Here is a 19,281-nt window from a genome sequence, read left to right as displayed (position 1 = left end):
GCGCCCGCGATTCAATCGCCCTGCATCCGGATCGCCGGTTTGGCGACGATCTGATCCCGATGCCGTTTGCGTGCCATCGGCCAGCCAACCAACATCATGACCAGCCGATAGATCAACCGGATCAGCAGCAGCGCGAGTATGGCCTCGATCAGCGTCACCACGAACGCGGCGAACGTATTCCAGCGCACTTCGCGCGCATGGAACTTGGCGAACGCGCGATCGCGGGCAATTTCGATCGAGTCGTAGAACGTCGGCACCACCAGCAGCGTGAGGATGGTCGAGGTAATAGTTCCGCCGATGATGGCAATGGCCATCGGCCGGTAGAACTCACCGCCTTCACCCAGCCCAATGGCCACCGGCATCATGCCGGCGATCAGCGCGAAAGTCGTCATCAGGATTGGCCGCAAGCGCACCCGTCCCGCGTGCATCAGCGCTTCTTCGCGGCTGACCCCCTGTGCTTCTTCCTTGCGCGCGCAATCGAGCAACAGGATCGCATTCTTGGCCACCAGACCCATCAGCATGATGACGCCGATGAAGCTCATCAGATTCAGTGTTCCCTTGGTTAGCAACAGTGCCACCACCACGCCGATCAGGCTCAAGGGCAGCGATAGCATGATTGGCAAAGGTGCGGTGAATGAGCCAAATTGAATCACCAGCGTGAAATACATGAGGCCGATGCCGGTCACCAGCGCAATGCCCATTTCCGTGAACACCTCTTTCTGGTCGCGGGATGCACCGCCAAGTTCAAGCCCGTACCCCGTCGGAAAGTCGATCTGACTGGCAATCTTCATCGCGTCCGCGGTCACTTCGCCAGGCGAGCGCCCTTGCGCGTTGGCCGATACGGCGATCATGCGCTTGCCGTCCGAGTGCTGAATCTGCGCCGGGCCCTTGCCCATGGTGATGGTGGCGATCTGGTCCAGGGGCACCATCATGTTGCTGCCACTGACGGCGATCGGCAGGCGTTCGATGTTGGTCGCATTGACGCGGTCATCGGGATGCAAACGCACCGAAACGTCTCGCGATTCGCCCGTCGGGTCCACCCAATCGCCCACTTCTACGCCTGCGAAGGCTACGCGGAGAGCCTGTGCGGCATCGCCCACCGAAATGCCCAGCGCGTTGGCCAAGCCGCGATTGAGCTCAATCCGCAGTTCGTCCTTGGGATCCTGCTCGGAGAGGCCGACATCGATGGCACCGGGTACCTTGTTCAACTTTTTCATGAAGTCACTGGTGATGGCCATCAGTCGCCGTGAATCGGGGCCAGAAAACAGGATCTGCACGGGCTTGCGGGCGCCGTTGTTCAAATCGTCAAGCACCGTATATTCCGCGCCGACCAGGCGTGTCAGGTGCGTGCGCAATTCGACGGCGATCTCGCCGGCCGAGCGTTTACGCGTGGTGCTTTTGCCGAGGTCGACATAGACGCGCCCGCCGCCGGCGTAGACGTTAGTGTTGGTCGCCACCGTTTCTTTCATCGTTCGCGCGAGCTCGGCCGCTTTTTCAACCTTCAGGCGGGAATAGTCGAGGCTGGCACTGGACGGCGTGCGCACTTCGATGGCGATTGTCCCGACGTCAGATGCCGGCAGGAAACTCGATCCCCCAACCGTGGCCTGCAATGCCAGCGCTCCCAACAAACTCAGGCCGGCAATCAAGGCCATGTAACGCCGGTGATGCAGCGCCCATGCGATCACATTCCCATAGCGGCTGGCCTGATGATCGAACCAGATATTGAACCGCGAGAGCCACAGGCTGAGTCCCGTTTTTGTGCGTTGCTGGTATCCAACCGGGTCACCCCAATAGGCCGACAACATCGGATCGAGCGTGAACGAAATGAACAGGCTCACGAGCACTGACGTGGCAACGGTCAACGCGAACGGCCGGAACCATTCCCCGCCGCCACCGCCCATGAATGCGACGGGAATGAATACGGCGATGATGGAGAACGTCGTCGCCGTCACGGCGAGTCCGATTTCCTGCGTGCCCGCGCTGGCGGCGGTGCGCCGGTCCTCGCCCATTTCCATGTGGCGGACGATATTCTCGCGAACGACAATGGCATCATCGATCAGCACGCCGATGGCGAGCGAGAGTCCCAGCAAGGTCATGAAATTGAGCGTGAACCCGCAGGCCCACACGGCGATGAAGGCGGCGATCACCGAGGTCGGCAAGGCCAGCGCGGTGATGAGCGTGGAGCGCCACGAATTGAGAAACGCGTACACCACAAAGATCGTCAGGAGCGCGCCGAACATCAATGCCTCGATCACATTCTGCAGGCTGGTCTGGGCATCCTTGCCGCCGTCCTGGGTGACTTCCAGTTTTGATCCGGCCGGCAATGTCTTGTTGATTTCCTCGACTTCCTTGCGCACCTTGTCGGCGACCGACACGGTGCTGGCGTCGCGCGAGCGGGTGACGGCGATACCGACGTTCGGCAGTCCATTGCGCAGGCTGAATCCGGAGAGTTCGGCAAAGCCGTCGGCAACGCTGGCCACCTGGCCAAGACGCACCACTTCATTGCCGCGTCGCTTCAGCACGATCTGCTCAAACTCGGCGGGCGATTCGATGCGCCCGACCAGGCGGATGCTTTGCTCATCGAGGGCGCCCTTGACGCGTCCGACCGGGGACGTGGTGTTCTGATTGCGCAACGCGTTCACAACGTCGGTCACCGAGATGTTGTACTCGCGCAGTCTTTCAGCGCGCAGCAGCACCGACAACTCGCGCCGCAGCGCACCGTTGACATTGACCACCGCGACACCATCGATTGCGCGGAATTTGTCGGCCAACACGTCTTCGGCAAGGCGGGAGATTTCAGCATGCGTCTGCTTGCTGGACGACAGCGCCAGTTGCATGATGGGCTGCGCGGACGGATCAATACGCCGCAGGATAGGTTCGCGCATTTCAACCGGCAGCTTGTGCCTGACCGACGCGATCGCATTGCGAATTTCATCCGAGGCTTCCACCATGTTCTTCTTGAAGTTGAAGATAATGACGATGGACGCCGAACTCTCGCTCGCCGTGGACTTGATTTGGTAGACCTGCGAAATGCTCTGCAGGGCCTTTTCAACCCGATTGACGATTTCGCGCTCGACCGTTTCCGGCGACGCGCCGGGATACGGAATATTGACGACGATAACCGGCTGCTCGACATCGGGAATCTGGTTGACGCGCAAATTCTTCAGCGCCATCAAACCGAGGCCCATGAGCATGATGATTATGACGACCGTCGTCACCGGTCGCTTGATACTGAAATCGGACAGGAACATGGCTATTTCCTCGCGTCGGTTGCGGCGGCCTTGGTGGCATCAGTAGTTGTGGCGGCTTTCGTGGCATCGACCGGCTTGGTAGCCTTCGCAACTTCGGCAGACGTTGCTGCCTTCGAAAGGTCGGCGGACGTTGCTGCCTTCGCAACATCGGCGGAACCGGTACCCTTCGCGGGTGCAATCGATGGAGCGGCAGCAATCGCCATCTCGACTTTCTGCCCTTCCTTCAGTGTCGCCGACGGATAGCGAACCAGGCGGTCGCCCTCGGCCAGTCCGCCTTTCAGGACGAAATCACCGCTACGGGAATCGCGCTCGCCGATTGTCAGGCTGACTTTTTGCAGCGCGCTACCTTTCAATCGCCAGGCGTTAGTCTTGTCACCGTCACGCACCAGCGCGGTGGCGGGTATGGTCAGACCGGTGGTGCTTTCCGTCTCGATTCGGCCTTCGGCATAGAGGCCCGCCAAAATCGGCTGCTTCTTGTCGACAAAATCCACCAGCACTTCGACTTGCCGCGTTGTCGCGTTGGCCGCCGGATTGACGCGTCTCACTTTTCCGGCGAATTCCTTGTCGCCATAGCCATTTATCTGAAAAAACACCGCCTGTCCGGCTTTCACGCTGCCGATGTTGTCGGCCGATACCAGACCCTCGAAACGCATGCTTGTCGGGTCGATGACCTTGACGAGTTCCTTGCCGATTTGCGCGGTGTCGCCAGCCGAGACCTTGCGATCGCTGACGATGCCGTCAAACGGCGCACGCGCGGCGGTACGCTGCAATTGCTGGCGCGCCTGCGCGGCCCGGGTTTTCGCTGCCTCCAGATCACTTTGCGCATTATTGCGGCGAGTTTCCGCGTCTTCCAGCGCCTGCGTGGACACCATCCCCGATTTCCGCAGCGTGGTCATGCGCTGGAATTGGCGTTCCGCCTGGTCATAAGACAAGCTCGATGCGCGGGTCGCGGCTTCGGCCGAATCGAGGCTATCGCGAATCGCCGTGTCGTCAAGACGCACCAGCAAATCGCCACGACGGACAACATCGCCATTTTCCTTCAGCACCTGCAATACCACGGCCGACACTTCGGCGCGCAAGTCCGCGCGGCGCTCGGGTTGTACCGAGCCGGTAATCGACGGTCCGGACGCCAACGCGTTATTGCGCACTGTGAGCAGGTCTTCTGCCGCGAGCAGCAACGGCCGCTCGTTGGCCGCCGCGGCTGCCGCCTTGTCGGCTTTGGCAGCGTCCTTGCTGCACGCGGCGGCGCCAGTGGCAATGATTAGGGCAAGCAATATATGACGCAACATTTTCTTCTATTCCACGGATGGGTTGTTCTTGTGACGATGAGTCGCGTAAACGTTGGACGTAGGGTGTTGAGCGGCGCGACCGGGAGCATTATCACGCTTTTGCCCAATCGCGAGGCGCGCATAAGTGTTCGAGCGTGTTTGAGCGGGTTTGTGGGCGCACCGATCATGCCTATGACAACGGTCGGCAAGGAAACCGAACGGGCTCCCATTCAGGTTGGCTTTGATGGGACGAGCGGCCCGCGACAAGACGCACCCCGCCAATATTACGGTGGCCAGCAATCGGCATATGTGTCAATTTGTCACCATGTATCGTGCGCCATTCCATTGGATGCCAGGAAAACAGCAGCTTAACGACGCAAAATGCCGGCAACCAGCAATCGGGGACGAAACGCAAGTTTTGCGGGACGAGTGGCAACGGCAAGGGCGCCATCGTCCGGCACAATCACATTCAACTCGCGTCAATTCATAAAACCCCAGCATTGGCGCGGCTCTCGGAGGCTTTTCGCCCTGAAACGCCCGCCAGTGCTTGTGTTTTATATCTGGCTGTGACTATTTTGGGGGCATCGCGACCCAGGCGATGCTCAGCACGTTATCCATGCGATGCACCACACTGACCCCGGCGCGCGCGGCCCAGGGAATGACCTGCCGATGCAGGGGAATCATGTACGATTGTTCGCGAATTCGCGCCGCCGCAGCGGACAGCAGCGCCTCCCGCTTCGCATCGTCCATCTCGACGGACGCCTGTTCAATGGCACGATCAACCTCGGGATCGGAAAAGCGTCCCATGTTGAAATCTCCGCGCCCCTTGCCATCAAAGCTGTGCGCGATCGGCGTCAGGAAAGTGGTGCCGTCGCTGGGCGCGCCACCCCAGCCGTAAAGAAAAAAACTGGAATCCCGGCGCTCCAGTTTCTGGAAGAACTGCGCGCGCGGCAGGCCCACTACCCGGAGCTGGATTCCCGCGCGCGCCAGCATCGCGGCAATCGCGGTGCAGATGCGCTCGTCGTTCACGTAGCGATTGTTCGGGCAATCCATCGTCACCTCGAAGCCGCCCGCATAACCGGCATCGCGCAACAGCGTTTTCGCTCGATCGACATCGTAGGCAAGGCGGCCTTCCTGTTCGGCGCGATAGCCGAACGATGCAGGGACCATGACGTTGCCGGTGGGCTGCGAGAAACCGCGCATCACCTGTGTGCGTATCGCCTCGATATCGATGGCGTGTGCGATCGCGCGGCGCACGCGGATGTCCCTGAACGGGTTCCTGCCCTTGATATTGCTGTGCGCGAGCTCGTCGCGCCCCTGGTCCATGCCGAGGAAGATCACGCGGTTCTCCGGGCCTTCGATGATTTTCACGCGCGGCTCACGCTTCAGGCGCGGGATATCCTGGAGCGGCGGATCGAGCACAAAATCGACTTCACCGGTGATCAGCGCAGACATGCGTGTCGCATCCGACTTGATGGGCAGATAACGCACTTCCGTCACATTGCCCTCGAAACGCCCCGCCTTGATACCCCACCAATCAGGGTTCTTTTGCAGCACCGTTTTCACCTCGGGCTCGCGGCTGACCAGCCTGAATGGCCCGGTGCCGTTGGCGTGACGCGAGGCATGGGTTTCCTCCCCGGTCTTGTAGTCCTGCGGCGCGGCCACGCCATGCGCGACGGCCCATTTGCGGCTCGTGATGTTGATGAAAACAAGATTACCCATGAACGCCGGATGCGGCTGGGATGTGACGAATTCGACGGTGTGGTCATCGATCCGCCGTACCTTGCCCAAGGGTGCCGCGAACACCTTGAAGTTCGATCGGGCCGACTGCGCGCGCTCGAACGAAAACACAACGTCGTCCGCCGTGAACGGCGTGCCGTCGTGAAATTTCACTCCCTTGCGCAGATTGAGCCGCCAGGTGAGGTCATTGACCTTGATCCACGATTCGGCCAGCGCCGGGAGGATTTCGAGTTTCCTGCCTCGAACCGTCAGGCGCTCGTAGATGTGATCGTTGATGTTGTTATTCAAGCCTTCATTCCGGGCGTGCGGATCGGCGGTGAGGTAATCACCCTGGCTCGACCAGCGAAACGTGACCGCATTGGCGTTGCCGATGAGCACGCCCGCCATGCAAACGGCCATCGCAAAAGCGATCCGTTGCACGACGATCGCGCGTGCACGCCCCCGCGTGGACCACGGCATTGAAACACGTGTCTGGGTAAGGCCTGGCATGGCGTCAGCAGCGAAATGACAAGAGTTTTTCATCGGAATGTCATGGTACCCCCACCGTGATACGACACGCCAGCATTGAGGATCGTCGCGGGCAGTGGGTGCCAGGCATTGGCTTGGAAGCGGCCTGTCGGGCCGGACGAACGTATGCGCCATGGAGGGGTCAAAGAGAGATTGTGGGATAATCCGCCGTCAGTAACGTCCAAGGAAATTTTTGTGAAACGATTCGCTCTCCTCATGGCTGCCTTCGTCATCGCGGCTGTGCTCAACGGTTGCAGCAGCAACAGCAGCTCCGCCGATGCACCACCCGATCTCAAGGCAGTGGCAGGCGACAGCTCCGTCACGCTTACATGGACGGCGGATCCGGACGTGGAGTACTGGGTTTTCTATGCCACGGGCAGTTCGGTCACGACGTCGAATTGGTTATCGCTTGGCGGTAGCGCCATTACGCGGGCGACATCTCCGTACACGGTAGGCGGGCTGGTCAATGGCACCACTTATTCCTTTACCATCAATGGCCGCAAAAATGGCGGCCCAGGCGGAACGGGCGCCCCAACGCAGGTCGCGACACCGAGACTTGCCGGCGCCACCTGGGTGATGGGCGCGCCCGTCGGCACAGGCCGACTGAATAGTGTCAGCGTGGCAACGACGACCATTGCCACCGTGGGTGCCGGCGGCGTCATTTTCTCCAGCGTCGGCGGCGCCGCCGCGACCGCACTGACCAATCCCGCGGCCCCGGCGGATCTCAATGCCATCCTGAATGGCGGCGCCGGTTTCGTCGCGGCAGGTGCGGCAGGGACAGTTATCTTCACTTCCGATGCGTTGACCTGGACCGCGAAAACCAGCGGGACGGTCGCCGATCTCTATGCGCTTGCGAGCCCTGGCACCGGTTCGTTTGCAGCCGTCGGCGCTGCCGGCACGATTATCACCAGTGCCGATGGCAGTACGTGGACTGTCGCCACCTCACCCACGACGAAAAACCTGTACGCCGCAGTCTACGGTGGCGCATTGTATGTAGCGGTCGGCGCGGAAGGAACCTTGGTGACCAGTACCGATGGCGTGACGTGGACAACCATTGCCGTCAACACCACCCGCGATTTGCGGGCTATTGCGTTTGGCTCATACGCGACGACGGTGGGAACAACGACAACCACGACCACCACCTACGTGGCGCTTGGCGCAGCGGGGACATTGCTCACGAGCAGCGATGGCGTGACCTGGACCCTGCAACCCGCAATGTCGACAAAGGACATCGCATCAGTTGTTTACGGGGGACAGTTTGTCGCGGTCGGCAGCAGCGGCAGTATTTACACCAGCGCGGACGGCATCACGTGGCAATCGCAAGCTTCCGGCACCACCAATGATTTGACATCGGTCGCGCGCACCGCGACCGGATACGTTGCCGTCGGTGCGGCGGGAACGTACCTTACGTCGCAATAGCCACACTGAACGAATTGATCGGGTCTGGCGGACATCCTATGTAGTTTGCCGCCCGAAAGAGTGTGACCGGATATCCAGCGATGAGCGCGGATCGCCCACCCCGCCTGCTACTTCGTGTTCTCGGCCTTCCAGCGCATTGAGGCAAAAATACGGCTATATCCGCTCGGGTGATCAAAGAACACAAACTCTTCCGCCGCACCCGGCTCGAGCTTGCGATATTCCGCCAGCTTGAAGATTGCTTCCGCAAAGCCGTCCGGCTCGCGCGCGGCATTCAGGCCAAACAGGTCCGCCTCAACTTCCGCCGTGCGAATGATGGTCTTGAGCACGGGTGTGGCAAGAAATACATAGACAGAAAATAACGCCGCAAGCAGCGGCAAGCCGGCCGGATCGGAAATGCTGCGTACACCGAAGCGGCCGCCGAAACGCGCGGCTGCCCAGTCCCAGCTGAACTTGATGAACAGCAATCCGCCCAGCAGGACGAGACTGAACGACACCGTGTGCTTGATACCATGGTTCAACACGTAATGGCCCATTTCGTGCGCCATGACCGCGCGGATTTCCGCGGGCGACGTGCGATTGAGCAGATTATCGTTCAGGGAAATCCGCGTCGTGCCAAACAGCCCGCTCACATTGGCGCTGACGCGCTTGGTCTGCTTCGACGCATCGAAGTAATACACGTTGTCCGCCGGGATGCCGTTGGCACGCGCCATGGACAGGATGTCGTTGCGGATCGGCCCGTCGGGCAACGGTTTGTACGAATTGAACAACGGCGAGATAAACACAGGCCCGATCATCATCACCAGCATGATGAAAACACTGCCTGCAATCGTTCCCCAGGCCCACCAGGTTTGGGGCACGCGCCTGAGGATTGCGTACAAGCCGGTAATCGCGATTCCCAACAACACCATGTCCACGCCAAGGCTGATGCCGGATTCACCCAGCCAGTGGAAAAAGGAAAGATTGGACAGTCCGTATTGGTGTTCGCGATAGAAGCCCTCATAGAATGTGATCGGGAACGTGAACAACGCTGTCAGCGGAATATATGCAAGCGCATAAATGAGCGTTTGCAGGCTCTTGCGATGCGTGCGTCGTTCGGCAAAATCGCGGATACGCGAAGAAATACGCCGCGAAAGCAGCAACCACGCGACCACCAGCCCATAGACAAGATTCCACAGCAGCAGCCAATAGCCGCCTTCCGCGTAGGCATCGGATTTTGCGCGGGCCTCGCCCTGCAGGCGATTCATGAAAGCTTGGGTGGCGACGACCGGGTCAAGCCGCGCTGTGACGACCGGATCGAGCCGGATGGGGGCCGACACAGCCGGGTCGCCGGCGACCGGCTGCGCTGATGCAGTGGACGGTGTGGTTGACGGCACAGGGGACGCCGCCGGTACCTGGGCATGGGCCACGTTGCAACACCATGCCAATGCGCAGACGGCCAAGACTTTCAACATATCGCTTTCCCCGGAAAATAGAAACGAATGATAAGGTAACTTGCCGGATCCGACATGCAGCGTTGTGAATAATGCCGGCGACCGCCAAACCGGCTGCGATGCATGCCGATATGAACTACCCTTCTCAATTGCAAGGTCATTGGGAACGCCGTGATACTCTGCATTCCTGGCACAGCGACGCAAAAAAATCAAAGGACCGCACATGAATCCCGCAAAAATAAACGCCCTTCTCGACACCCTGAAAGCGGCGTGCAGCCGTCAGTTTCGCTTCAATCCGCGGCGGGTGGCAGCGGGTATGCGCTACGTCGGAATGGAAGGCCAAGGCGCGAACATGGTTCACGTCTTCCGGGATTCACATACCCATTCACAAATTGAACTCAAGTCGACGATGGCAACGCTGCGGGAACATCATGGTGACGGGCACGAAAAAAAGGCACATTGGACCGAAGCTGAAAAAGCCCGGTACCGGCATTCCGATGCCGAGATTGATGCGGAGATCGCCGCCAAGAAAGCGGAAGTCGATTTCACGCGCGCGTGCCCGCTGTATCAGGATCATCGCGAACAACTCCTGTCGCACTACAAAGGCTGGCCTACCTATCAAGCGGGAGGCCCCACCGCGCGCGAAACCGCCCGGGCGCTGGTCGTGGCGCTGACGGATTCACATGACCCGCGACTGGCCGCCTTTGCCGAACACATGCATACCCAGGATCCGGAAGAACTCACGCATCTGCTGCTGGCGCCATGCCATCTGGAAGTCGAAGAGTTCGCACGTTCGAAAGCCGTTTGACGAGCAGTTCGCGGTGCCGATGAAATAGTTATCAGCCCGCTGCGTTAGTGACGTCAATGGCATCAATGACTATGCGGACCGTTGAGCTTCCGGGTTCGCAATGCTTCGCGTATATCGGCGGTGATATGCGCCTGATCTTGTTCCGGCGCAACAAAGCTATCGCCCTTCCATTTGAGGCGCTGCATGGTCAAGTCATCCGCGACCTGCTGTTGCGATTCAAGATATTCCAGCGTGAGTTTTTTTGTCGCGCGCCGCATGGCATGAAGGCGCCAGCGTCTGGCGAAAAATGCCAGCATCACCACCGTCATCACCGCTGACACCGCCACAAACGCACTCAACGCCCAGAATTCCCGGCACGGCGCGAAGGACCACGCCTCCTTGACGCAGGACTCGCCCATCGCGAAGTAGATTCTTGTTTTTTCCCACATGCGAGCATTATGCCGTCAAGTTGGATTCCCGATTTTGGCGGGCCAAATGCCCGGCATCTGCCTGCTATCCGCCCGCGATCCGCCCACAATCCCACACATTCGTGACTTGCAAATTGGCACTCAAACGACCGGCGCCAGATCCGCCGGCATGATGCCATTCAGCAAATAATTGATCAGGTCCTTGACGGGACGAATCTGCTTGCCAAATGGCAGCGCGGCGGCCCCGCGAAAGAACAGGCCATGCTCGACATCGCCTTTCAACGCGGCCGCGAGGTGATGATCGATGCAGAATTGGCCGAAACGCTCGATGCCGTCGCGCAGCCCGCATTGTTCGAGGCAATCGAACGCCAGCGTGCAATCGGTGCGCGTACCTGCACGCCGCTGCAGCACCGGCAGCTTGACCATGTATTTCTCCAGCCACGGGGTTTTGACGGCGCGCGCCGGCAACCCGGCCACACTCATAAAGGTAACGATATCTTCGGGCTTGGCCTCGGCCAGCACGCGTTTGAAATTGGGATGGGCGTCACTTTCCTCGGTGACGGCGAATGGCGTGCCGACTTGCACGGCGCTCGCACCCAGCGCGAACAATTCGTGCACTTGTGCCGGCGTACAGATACCGCCCGCCGGAATGAGCGGCACTTTTTCGCGCTCAATATCCAGTTGCTTGAATACGTTAAAGGTCTCTTCCAGCACACGTGGAAAATCAAAGCGCGGGTCGTCCAGATCGGCGATCTTCGCCGCCCCAAGATGCCCGCCCGCATAACGCGGATGTTCAATGACAATGGCATCGGGCAGGCGCGACTTGCGCAGCCATTTCTTCAGTACGATGGCGATGCCACGCGAGTCAGAAAGTATCGGGATCAATGCGACATCGGGATACGCCGCGGTCAGGTCCGGCAGGTCAAGTGGCAAGCCCGCGCCAACAACAATTGCTCCCGCGCCGGATTCGCAAGACTGACGCACGTTGGCGACATATTCCGACACCGCGCGCATGATATTGACGGCGATCAGGCCGTTGCCGCCCGCAATTTCCGTTGCCGCGCGCACCTCGCGGTCGATGGCAATCAGATTCACCCGATTGATCAGTTCCTTGTCGCGGCTTTTTTCCGTTTGCGCCATCAAGTCCGGGTGATGGCGCCGCAGATCCACGCTGGACAACGTGCCGACCGCGCCCGCACGCGCCACGTGCCCGGCCAGCCGATGCGCGGAGATGCCGACGCCCATTCCGCCTTGTACGATAGGCAGAAGTGATTTTCCCTTGATATGCAGTACGGGATTGGCGCCGGTTTCATTGTTCAGCATGGGGGTGTCCTTACTGTTCCCTGGCAAGCCCGGTAACGTTGAAGCCACCATCGACATAAGTGATTTCGCCATTGATCCCGCTGGCCAGGTCGCTGCAGAGGAACGCGGCGGTATTGCCGACTTCCTCGGTGGTTACGTTGCGTCGTAGCGGCGAATTCTTTTCGACATGACTGAGCAATTTGTTGAAATCGCCCACCCCCGCCGCCGCCAGCGTCTTGATTGGCCCGGCGGAAATACCATTGACGCGAATGCCCATCGGCCCGAGGCTGAATGCCAGGTAGCGCACGCAAGCTTCCAAGCTGGCCTTGGCGAGGCCCATCACGTTGTAGTTCGGCACGGCACGCACCGCGCCGAGATAAGTCATCGCGACCAGCGCCGCATTGCGCCCCTTCATCAGGGGCAGGCCGCCCTTTGCCAGCGCCGCCAGGCTGTAGGAGCTGATGTCGTGGGCGATGCGGAAATTCTCGCGCGTCACGGCATCGTGAAAATCTCCCGCCAGCGCCTCGCGTGGCGCATAGGCAATGGCATGGACGATGCCGTCGAGCCCATCCCAGGATTTCCCGAGATCGGCAAACAGCGCGGCAATCTCGTCATCGCTGGCGACATCGCAGGGAAAGATCAGATTCGAGCCAAATTCCGGCGCCAGTCTTTCAACGCGCTCGCGCACGCCTTCGCCCTGATAGGTGAACGCCAACTGCGCGCCTTCGCGATGCATGGCCTTGGCCACGCCGTACGCAATCGAGCGATTGCTCAGCAAGCCGGTGATCAGAATTTTCTTGTTGTCCAACATTCCCATGCGATGACCTTTGCGTCTTTTCGGATAATCGATCATTTTGGCGCAAAACCGCCTCGTCTGACCAGACGCTCCATGCTGGCATCATCGGTGCAATTACATCGCCCACCTTTGATCGAGATCAAAAAAACACGCGTTAGAACGGCGGCCCACCATTGGAACAGGCGCGAACGCAACAACATCGGGGATAGACTGGCAGTCTCAACAACCATTTTTCACCGGCGCAATCATCGTGATGGAAAAAGATGGATAGGGACCACGAAATGGACCACGAAATCGAACTCAAATTGGCGATTGATCCCGCCGACGCGGTCGCATTTCGCCAGATTCCGCTGTTGTGCGAGAAGAGCATTGCCGGGCCGACGCGCCGCAAAGTGCTCAACGTTTACTTCGACACGCCCGGACTTGTGCTCAAACATCATTCCATGGCATTGCGCTTGCGCAAGACCGCCGGCAAGTGGCTGCAGACACTGAAGACCGCGGGAACGGCGACCGGCGGATTACATCAGCGCGGCGAGTGGGAATACCCGTTACGCGCGCCACAACTCGATCTCGCCCTGTTTCGCGAGACGCCGCTTGCCACGCTCGCTCAAAGCAAGGCGTTGCATCACACGCTGAAGCCGCTGTTCACCACCGACTTCTTTCGCACGACATGGCGGGTGGAAATCTCACCCAGCCAGCGCGTCGAAGTGGCGCTGGACCTAGGCGTGATACGTTGCGGCGAGCGCGAGGCGATCATCTCCGAAGTTGAAATCGAACTGCTGGAAGGCAACGCCGCCGCGGTATTCGATGTCGCACTTGCCCTCGTCGGTGAGATCGCCATGCGGCCATCGATTCTCAGCAAAGCCGAACGCGGCTACCAATTGGTGGCGCCCGAAGCAATCGTTCCGCGACACGCCGTGGCCATTCCACTCAAGCGCAAATGGCCGCCGCATCAGGCGATGCGAGTAATAATCGCCGCGTGTCTCGACCACTTTGATGCCAACTTCGAAGGCGCACTCACCCGTGATGATCCGGAATTCATTCACCAGTTGCGTGTGGCGCTGCGAAGACTGCGATCGGCAATCCGCATCTTCCGGCCCGCGCACGCCGGACATTTTTCCGCGGAACTGAAATGGCTGGCCGCCGCAATTGGTGAGGCACGGGATTGGGATGTGTTTGTCACGCGAACCCTGCCGGCATTGCTCGGCGACTTCGGCGATCCGCGGCTTGCCGGAAAGATCTTGGCGCTTGCGATGCAGAGACAGGCCCATGCACGCGCCGCCGCGCGCGTCGCGTTGGCATCTTCCCGCGCAGCCACGCTGGTCATGTCGATTGCACGCTGGATTAGCGTTCCCGGCGCCGTCGCGTCTGGCGATTCTCAGTCGACAATGGCTGGCCACGGCGATGAGGCACACGCGCCGGCAACGCATGGACTCGCCCGCTTCGCATCGCATGAAATCAGCCGCCGTCACCGCCGCCTCATGCGGGTCAAGGGCGCGCTGGACGAATTGTCGCCGGAGGCGCGCCACCGCGTGCGCATCGATGCCAAGCGATTGCGCTACGCAATGGAGTTTCTTGCCGGCCTGTTTCCCGGGAAGCGAGTCGCGCGCTACCTGAAAGTGATTGGTGAAATTCAGGAGGGACTCGGCGAGGCCAACGACGACGCCGTCGCCTCAAGGCTGATTGAAAGCCTGAGCGCGCCGAAGCCGCTGGTCGATTTTGCGGCGGCCACATTTGCGAAGCGCACGCAAAAAACGCTTTCCGATCTCGATGCGCGCATCACTGCGCTGAAGAAAATCAGACACTTCTGGAATGATTGAAAAAACCGGCACGAACCTCGATGCGGGCATGTCATGCGATCATCAAACTCCATTACTGGAGCGCCTTTCAGGCCTTAATGCCGCCGAAAGCCGCTCCAGTAATGGAGTTTGATGTTTCTAAATCCCGGAATCAACCGTTACGATCAGCGCCAGCGGGCAAGCAGATCACCGCTCGACCGGCAAGTTCTTTTCACGCCACTCCGGCAGCCCGCCGCGGAACCAAAAGACCGACTTGTATCCCGCGCTCAACGCCACCTTGGACGCCTTGTAGCTCTTCCAACATTCACCGCCGTTGCAGGCAAAAATAATGGCGGCATTCTTGTCCTTGACCGTATCGACGAGCTTGAATTCGTCAAGCTTCGGGTCGAAATCGATTTCCTTCTTGCTCTTCTCGTGATACGACAACAGCACCGCATCCTTGACATGCGCGGCCTTGTATTCCGCTTCACTGCGCACATCGTAATACTTCGCACCCTTGCCCATCATGTCCTGCACCCCTTCGGCGCTTAACACCTTTGCACCTGCCAGCAGCGCGGGCGTGAAATATCCCATCTTGGCCACCTCGGCGTAATTCTCCTTACTGATTTTCCGGAACTGATATTTATCGAGGCCGGCGGCCTTGAGCGCGCCCGGCTTCGCGTCGAGCAGCGCGCGGCTGATCTTCTCCCTGGTATCGGCGGATACCTTGGGGTTGATCACGATGCCGAACGCGGGAACCGGCTTGGTGGTTTCGATGATCACGCCGTTGCCGGATTCAACGAACTTCTTCGCGACCTCCAGGTCCGCCACGGCAATATCGGCCGAATTGATGGTGAGCGCGTACAGGCCAACGCCATGAAATCGCCCGTAAGTAATCGATTTAAAATGGGTTTTCGGGCTGATACCGTCCGCGTTGAATTTCGCGAGCGCCATGTAGGTGGCAAGCGAATCCTCGGCGGGAAGATAAAGCCGCTTGCCCCTGGCCTTGGCGACCGAGTCGATGCCGCTGCTCTTTAGCGCAACGATGGCAACCTGCACATCGCCGGTTGTTTGCGCAACGGGTTCGTAGCCATGCCGAAGCGCGCTGCCGATCACATGCGCGGGTCCCATCATCATGAAACCGGCCGGATTGCGGCTGGTGACCAGTTCGCCCTTCAGATCATGGGTGATCTCCGCCCGGATCGGAATGCCGGTGACCTTGGCAAGATACTGGGCCAGCGGAATGCTGCTGTCGAGAAGATCCCATTTTCGATCCGTGTCTTTTGCCTCGGAGCTGACACTCAGTATCGACGACGCCTTGGCAACCGGCGCCCATATTGCCGCGATGGCGGCCAGCACAAAGAGCGAAGTGCTAAAAATGTCTGTTACGGAAACTGCTTTTTTCATCGTCGTTGTTCCAATCGATATTGATGAACCGGATTTCATGACATCTCCAAAGTGACAGGCGCACGGTCGTCGGAAATCAAAAGCGACCATTCATAAGGCGATTCACGCCATCGCCATGCATCGAATGCATCGCAAATTGCCGCCGATGCGTGCGCGGCGGGAAGTTGTCTACTTGCGTTCGCCAAGGCAGAAGCACTAATGACCGCGTGCCAGTGCCGCGTGCTCATGGCAACCAAATCACCAATGTTGTACGCAAAAAATGTTGCCCGAGTGATGATAGATCCATTATTCGCCCGGCAGTCCACGCCGATTTGATTTGCGTCACGCAACCGCAAGATAACCCTCGCAGCTCTGCATTGCCGCCCTCGCGGAACGCCGCCAATCTCGACACCTCGCCAACGCAGAAAAAACAAACCCTTTCCCAGCTTGCGTCGCATGAAGTCGAGCGCTGCCACCGGCGGCTATTTCGTATCAACACGGCGCTGGCCGATTTGCCGATCGACGCCCGTCATCGCGTAGGCATCGACGCCAAGCGATTGCACTATGCGGCGGATTTTTCGCGACGCTTTATCCGAAAAAGCATGTCGCGCGCTACGTGAAAATCCTCAGCGAGATTAAGCACCTGCTCGGCGAGACAAACGACGACGCGGTGTAAATGCGTCTTCTCGAAAGTTTGTCGCCTCCTGCGCCGTTCATGGATTTTGCGAAGCAGCGGATCGCGACCCGCGCGCGGACAAAGCTTGGCCACATTGATAGACGCATTGCCGCGTTAAGAAACACAAGGCGCTGCTAGCTGGCATGAGCGATCCGGCGCGCCCTCCAATGCAGCCCACTCAACACGGAACCTCTATTTACGCTGTCGTACCGGATTTAGTCCGGTACCCAGGTTTTTCCAAGCGACTGAGGCATTGAGAAATTGGGCCAAGCCACTGCATTGGCTTTCCGGTTAAACAGGCGCAGAGCACGGCTTTGCGAAACCCCTGTTTCACCCAAGGCGACAGATGTTGAGATCAACGCCCCCGGGGCCGCCCCCCCCCCCCCGTGCCGCCTGTAGCCGCGCACTAAACCCTGAGCGCCAGGCGGCGGCTGAGGCGCGGCTTGCAGGCCGGAGTCAATTTCCCGCCGTGAAAGCGCCGGGTCGCCGTAGAAGCGCACTTGTGTCCGTTGATGGGCTATTCAACCAAGGTGGGAGGGCGGACGACACGGCGGCGGATTGAAGGCTGCAGGTATGTCGACGCTGACATGCCGCCTGCGGGGCCAATGGCGATGGTGCGCTTTGCGGGACCGCGATAAATCGTTGCTCGCTGTCCCGTACGCTCCGGATTCTACCATTCGACAAGTCCCCCCGGCAAGCCCGCGAGCCGGCAACACTCTCCGCTGGCGTCGCGCAAGTCTGGAGCCGTACGGAGAACGCGGGGCTACCTCAGCCCTCCCGTGTGCCCATGCTGTCGCGTCGCCCCATGGGCCGCGGCCGCGCCCCCGCAGGGCGCCCAATCCCGCCCCCCGCCCCGCGGGCCCCCCCCCGGGGCCCCCCCCCCCCCCCCCCCCCCCCCCCACACCCCACCCCCCCCCCCCCCCCCCCCCCCCCCCCCCCCCCCCCCCCCCCCCCCCCCCCCCCCCCCCCCCCCCCCCCCCCCCCCCCCCCCCCCCACCCCCCCCCCCCCCCCCCCCCCCAACCCCCCCCCCCCCCCCCCCCCCCCCCCCCCCCCCCCAGCCCCCCCCCCCCCCCCCCCCCCCCCCCCCCCCCCCCCCCCCCCCCCCCCCCCCCCCCCCCCCCCCCCCCCCCCCCCCCCCCCCCCCCCCCCCCCCCCCCCCCCCCCCCCCCCCCCCCCCCCCCCCCCCCCCCCCCCCCCCCCCCCCCCCCCCCCGAGACCCACCCCCCCCCCCCCCCCCCCCCCCCCCCAACGCCCCCCCCCCCCCCCCACCCCCCCCCCCCCCCCCCCCCCCCCCCCCCCCCCCCCCCCCCCCCCCAAAAACCCCCCCCAAAGCCCCCCCCCCCCCCCCGCCCCCCCCCTCGCCCTCGCGTGCCGCAATCATCAACTCCGCAACCTCTCCCCGCCCCGGATTGAATCGATTCACCGGATGATCGGACGCGTAGCCGATGGCGAGGCCGCAGATCAGTTTGTAATCCTTCGGCACCGCGAATGCCGCTTTCGCCGGCCCAGCCCAAGTGGCGAGTGCGCCTTGCGCGCAGGTGGCGAGGCCGTGGGCTTCGGCGGAGAGCATGAGCGATTGCAGGAAGATGCCGGCGTCGAGCACCGAATATTCGTGCAAGCCGCGATGCACAAAAATAAATATCGCGGTGGGCGCGCCGAAGAATTCGAAGTTGCGGCGCATCTGCGCATTGCGCGCGGCATGGTCTTTGCGGTCGATGCCGAGCAATTTGTACAGGCCGAAGCCGGTGGCGCGGCGGCGCGGCAACAGTTCCGGCGGATATTCAAAATGAACCTTGAAATCGCCGTCAGGCAGGCCGTCGCGGGTCAGGAACGCTTTCAGTTTGCCGAGCACGCCGCCGGCTAGCGCGCGGATGCCGGCGTCATAGCGCGCGGTCAGTTCCCGCGCCAGGTGATCGCGCAATTCACCCGAGGCGATGGCGATGCGATACGGTTGGGTGTTCGACCAACTGGGTGACCAATTGGCATCGGCCAGTACGGCATCCAGCACGTCAGCGGGGATGGCATCGGCACGGAAATCGCGCACGCTGCGGCGGGTGCGGAGCAGTTCGGAGAGGTTTGATGAGGGGGTCATGGGGATTTGATTTGCGTGGGGCTACGGCGGTGGTTGGGAGTGTAGCGTTTTGTGTGGGGTGCTACATGTCATGCGGCCAAACCTGCACATCATCTTGTCGATGGTACCGGCCCTAGAGCCTGTCATTCCCGCGCAGGGTGAGGGAGGCGCGCCCTGCAGGACGCGAAACCCCTCCCTCACCCTGCGCGGGAATGACAGATATTTGAAATGTCGCACTTTCTTTATAGCAAACACCAGCATTGGCGGGCATTTTCGTGCCTTTTTGGCTTGGAAAGCTCATGGATGCTAGGGTTTGTATCCGCCATTGCGCTCCCTGCCTTCAGCGAACGAGATAGAAACACTACAGAGTTGACAACGGCCCGTTTCAATGTGAAGGTCCGCATTCGGACATTTGAATGAGCGCCAGAGAGCGCGTGGAAA

At 60.7% G+C, this 19,281-nt stretch carries 13 protein-coding genes; 4 read left to right on the top strand and 9 right to left on the bottom strand.

Features of this window, described 5'->3' with window-relative positions; genetic code table 11:
- Positions 1-11: 11 nt before the first annotated feature.
- From IPP88_03310 to IPP88_03300, 3 genes are all read right to left on the bottom strand, one after another.
- Positions 12-3,251: an efflux RND transporter permease subunit gene (locus IPP88_03310; protein MBL0121784.1), complete on the bottom strand. Its 3,240-nt coding sequence runs from the start codon at positions 3,249-3,251 to the stop codon at positions 12-14.
- A gap of 2 nt (positions 3,252-3,253) precedes the next feature.
- Positions 3,254-4,540 (bottom strand): efflux RND transporter periplasmic adaptor subunit, encoded by a 1,287-nt coding sequence (locus tag IPP88_03305; protein ID MBL0121783.1) that lies wholly within the window; start codon positions 4,538-4,540, stop codon positions 3,254-3,256.
- A 549-nt stretch (positions 4,541-5,089) separates the two neighbouring features.
- The gene (locus tag IPP88_03300) at positions 5,090-6,658 is read right to left on the bottom strand and encodes an ABC transporter substrate-binding protein (protein MBL0121782.1); all 1,569 of its coding nucleotides are present in this window, start codon (positions 6,656-6,658) and stop codon (positions 5,090-5,092) included.
- 303 nt (positions 6,659-6,961) lie between these two features.
- On the opposite strand from IPP88_03300, the gene IPP88_03295 reads away from it, so the two are divergent.
- Positions 6,962-8,185: a fibronectin type III domain-containing protein gene (locus tag IPP88_03295; protein MBL0121781.1), complete on the top strand. Its 1,224-nt coding sequence runs from the start codon at positions 6,962-6,964 to the stop codon at positions 8,183-8,185.
- Between the two features lie 107 nt (positions 8,186-8,292).
- On the opposite strand, the gene IPP88_03290 is transcribed toward IPP88_03295, so the two are convergent.
- On the bottom strand, positions 8,293-9,636 hold the full coding sequence (locus IPP88_03290) for a M48 family metallopeptidase (GenBank protein MBL0121780.1): 1,344 nt from the start codon (positions 9,634-9,636) through the stop codon (positions 8,293-8,295).
- Between the two features lie 202 nt (positions 9,637-9,838).
- Between IPP88_03290 and IPP88_03285 the strand changes: the two genes are divergently transcribed.
- Positions 9,839-10,423: a hypothetical protein gene (locus tag IPP88_03285; GenBank protein MBL0121779.1), complete on the top strand. Its 585-nt coding sequence runs from the start codon at positions 9,839-9,841 to the stop codon at positions 10,421-10,423.
- 62 nt (positions 10,424-10,485) lie between these two features.
- Here the strand turns inward: IPP88_03285 and IPP88_03280 are convergent, their stop codons facing one another.
- The 3 genes from IPP88_03280 to IPP88_03270 all read right to left on the bottom strand — a co-directional run bounded on the left by IPP88_03280 (position 10,486) and on the right by IPP88_03270 (position 12,949).
- Positions 10,486-10,851, bottom strand: a complete 366-nt coding sequence (locus tag IPP88_03280) for a hypothetical protein (GenBank protein MBL0121778.1) — start codon at positions 10,849-10,851, stop codon at positions 10,486-10,488.
- Positions 10,852-10,971: 120 nt separating this feature from the next.
- On the bottom strand, positions 10,972-12,153 hold the full coding sequence (locus IPP88_03275) for a nitronate monooxygenase (protein MBL0121777.1): 1,182 nt from the start codon (positions 12,151-12,153) through the stop codon (positions 10,972-10,974).
- 10 nt (positions 12,154-12,163) lie between these two features.
- On the bottom strand, positions 12,164-12,949 hold the full coding sequence (locus IPP88_03270) for an SDR family oxidoreductase (protein ID MBL0121776.1): 786 nt from the start codon (positions 12,947-12,949) through the stop codon (positions 12,164-12,166).
- A 260-nt stretch (positions 12,950-13,209) separates the two neighbouring features.
- Here IPP88_03270 and IPP88_03265 point away from each other — a divergent pair, with 260 nt between their 5' ends.
- Positions 13,210-14,748, top strand: a complete 1,539-nt coding sequence (locus tag IPP88_03265; GenBank protein MBL0121775.1) for a CYTH and CHAD domain-containing protein — start codon at positions 13,210-13,212, stop codon at positions 14,746-14,748.
- A 165-nt stretch (positions 14,749-14,913) separates the two neighbouring features.
- Here the strand turns inward: IPP88_03265 and IPP88_03260 are convergent, their stop codons facing one another.
- Complete coding sequence (locus IPP88_03260; GenBank protein ID MBL0121774.1) at positions 14,914-16,113, bottom strand: PhnD/SsuA/transferrin family substrate-binding protein; 1,200 nt, start codon at positions 16,111-16,113, stop codon at positions 14,914-14,916.
- 356 nt (positions 16,114-16,469) lie between these two features.
- Between IPP88_03260 and IPP88_03255 the strand changes: the two genes are divergently transcribed.
- Positions 16,470-16,712 (top strand): hypothetical protein, encoded by a 243-nt coding sequence (locus tag IPP88_03255; protein ID MBL0121773.1) that lies wholly within the window; start codon positions 16,470-16,472, stop codon positions 16,710-16,712.
- 577 nt (positions 16,713-17,289) lie between these two features.
- Here IPP88_03255 and IPP88_03250 read toward each other — a convergent pair.
- Positions 17,290-18,861: a nitroreductase gene (locus IPP88_03250; GenBank protein MBL0121772.1), complete on the bottom strand. Its 1,572-nt coding sequence runs from the start codon at positions 18,859-18,861 to the stop codon at positions 17,290-17,292.
- Between the last annotated feature and the right edge of the window lie 420 nt (positions 18,862-19,281).

The organism is Betaproteobacteria bacterium (assembly GCA_016720925.1).
In the GTDB taxonomy this organism is placed as follows: domain Bacteria; phylum Pseudomonadota; class Gammaproteobacteria; order Burkholderiales; family Usitatibacteraceae; genus UKL13-2.
The sequence above is the reverse complement of the archived record's forward strand: the minus strand, read 5'-3'. Positions and strand labels throughout refer to the sequence as shown.

Coding starts and splice junctions, on each gene's coding strand:
- IPP88_03310 (MBL0121784.1), bottom strand. CDS start 3,251: ATGTTCCTGTCCGATTTCAGTATCAAGCGACCGGTGACGACGGTCGTC.
- IPP88_03305 (MBL0121783.1), bottom strand. CDS start 4,540: ATGTTGCGTCATATATTGCTTGCCCTAATCATTGCCACTGGCGCCGCC.
- IPP88_03300 (MBL0121782.1), bottom strand. CDS start 6,658: ATGGCCGTTTGCATGGCGGGCGTGCTCATCGGCAACGCCAATGCGGTC.
- IPP88_03290 (MBL0121780.1), bottom strand. CDS start 9,636: ATGTTGAAAGTCTTGGCCGTCTGCGCATTGGCATGGTGTTGCAACGTG.
- IPP88_03285 (MBL0121779.1), top strand. CDS start 9,839: ATGAATCCCGCAAAAATAAACGCCCTTCTCGACACCCTGAAAGCGGCG.
- IPP88_03280 (MBL0121778.1), bottom strand. CDS start 10,851: ATGTGGGAAAAAACAAGAATCTACTTCGCGATGGGCGAGTCCTGCGTC.
- IPP88_03275 (MBL0121777.1), bottom strand. CDS start 12,153: ATGCTGAACAATGAAACCGGCGCCAATCCCGTACTGCATATCAAGGGA.
- IPP88_03270 (MBL0121776.1), bottom strand. CDS start 12,949: ATGGGAATGTTGGACAACAAGAAAATTCTGATCACCGGCTTGCTGAGC.
- IPP88_03265 (MBL0121775.1), top strand. CDS start 13,210: ATGGACCACGAAATCGAACTCAAATTGGCGATTGATCCCGCCGACGCG.
- IPP88_03260 (MBL0121774.1), bottom strand. CDS start 16,113: ATGAAAAAAGCAGTTTCCGTAACAGACATTTTTAGCACTTCGCTCTTT.
- IPP88_03250 (MBL0121772.1), bottom strand. CDS start 18,861: ATGACCCCCTCATCAAACCTCTCCGAACTGCTCCGCACCCGCCGCAGC.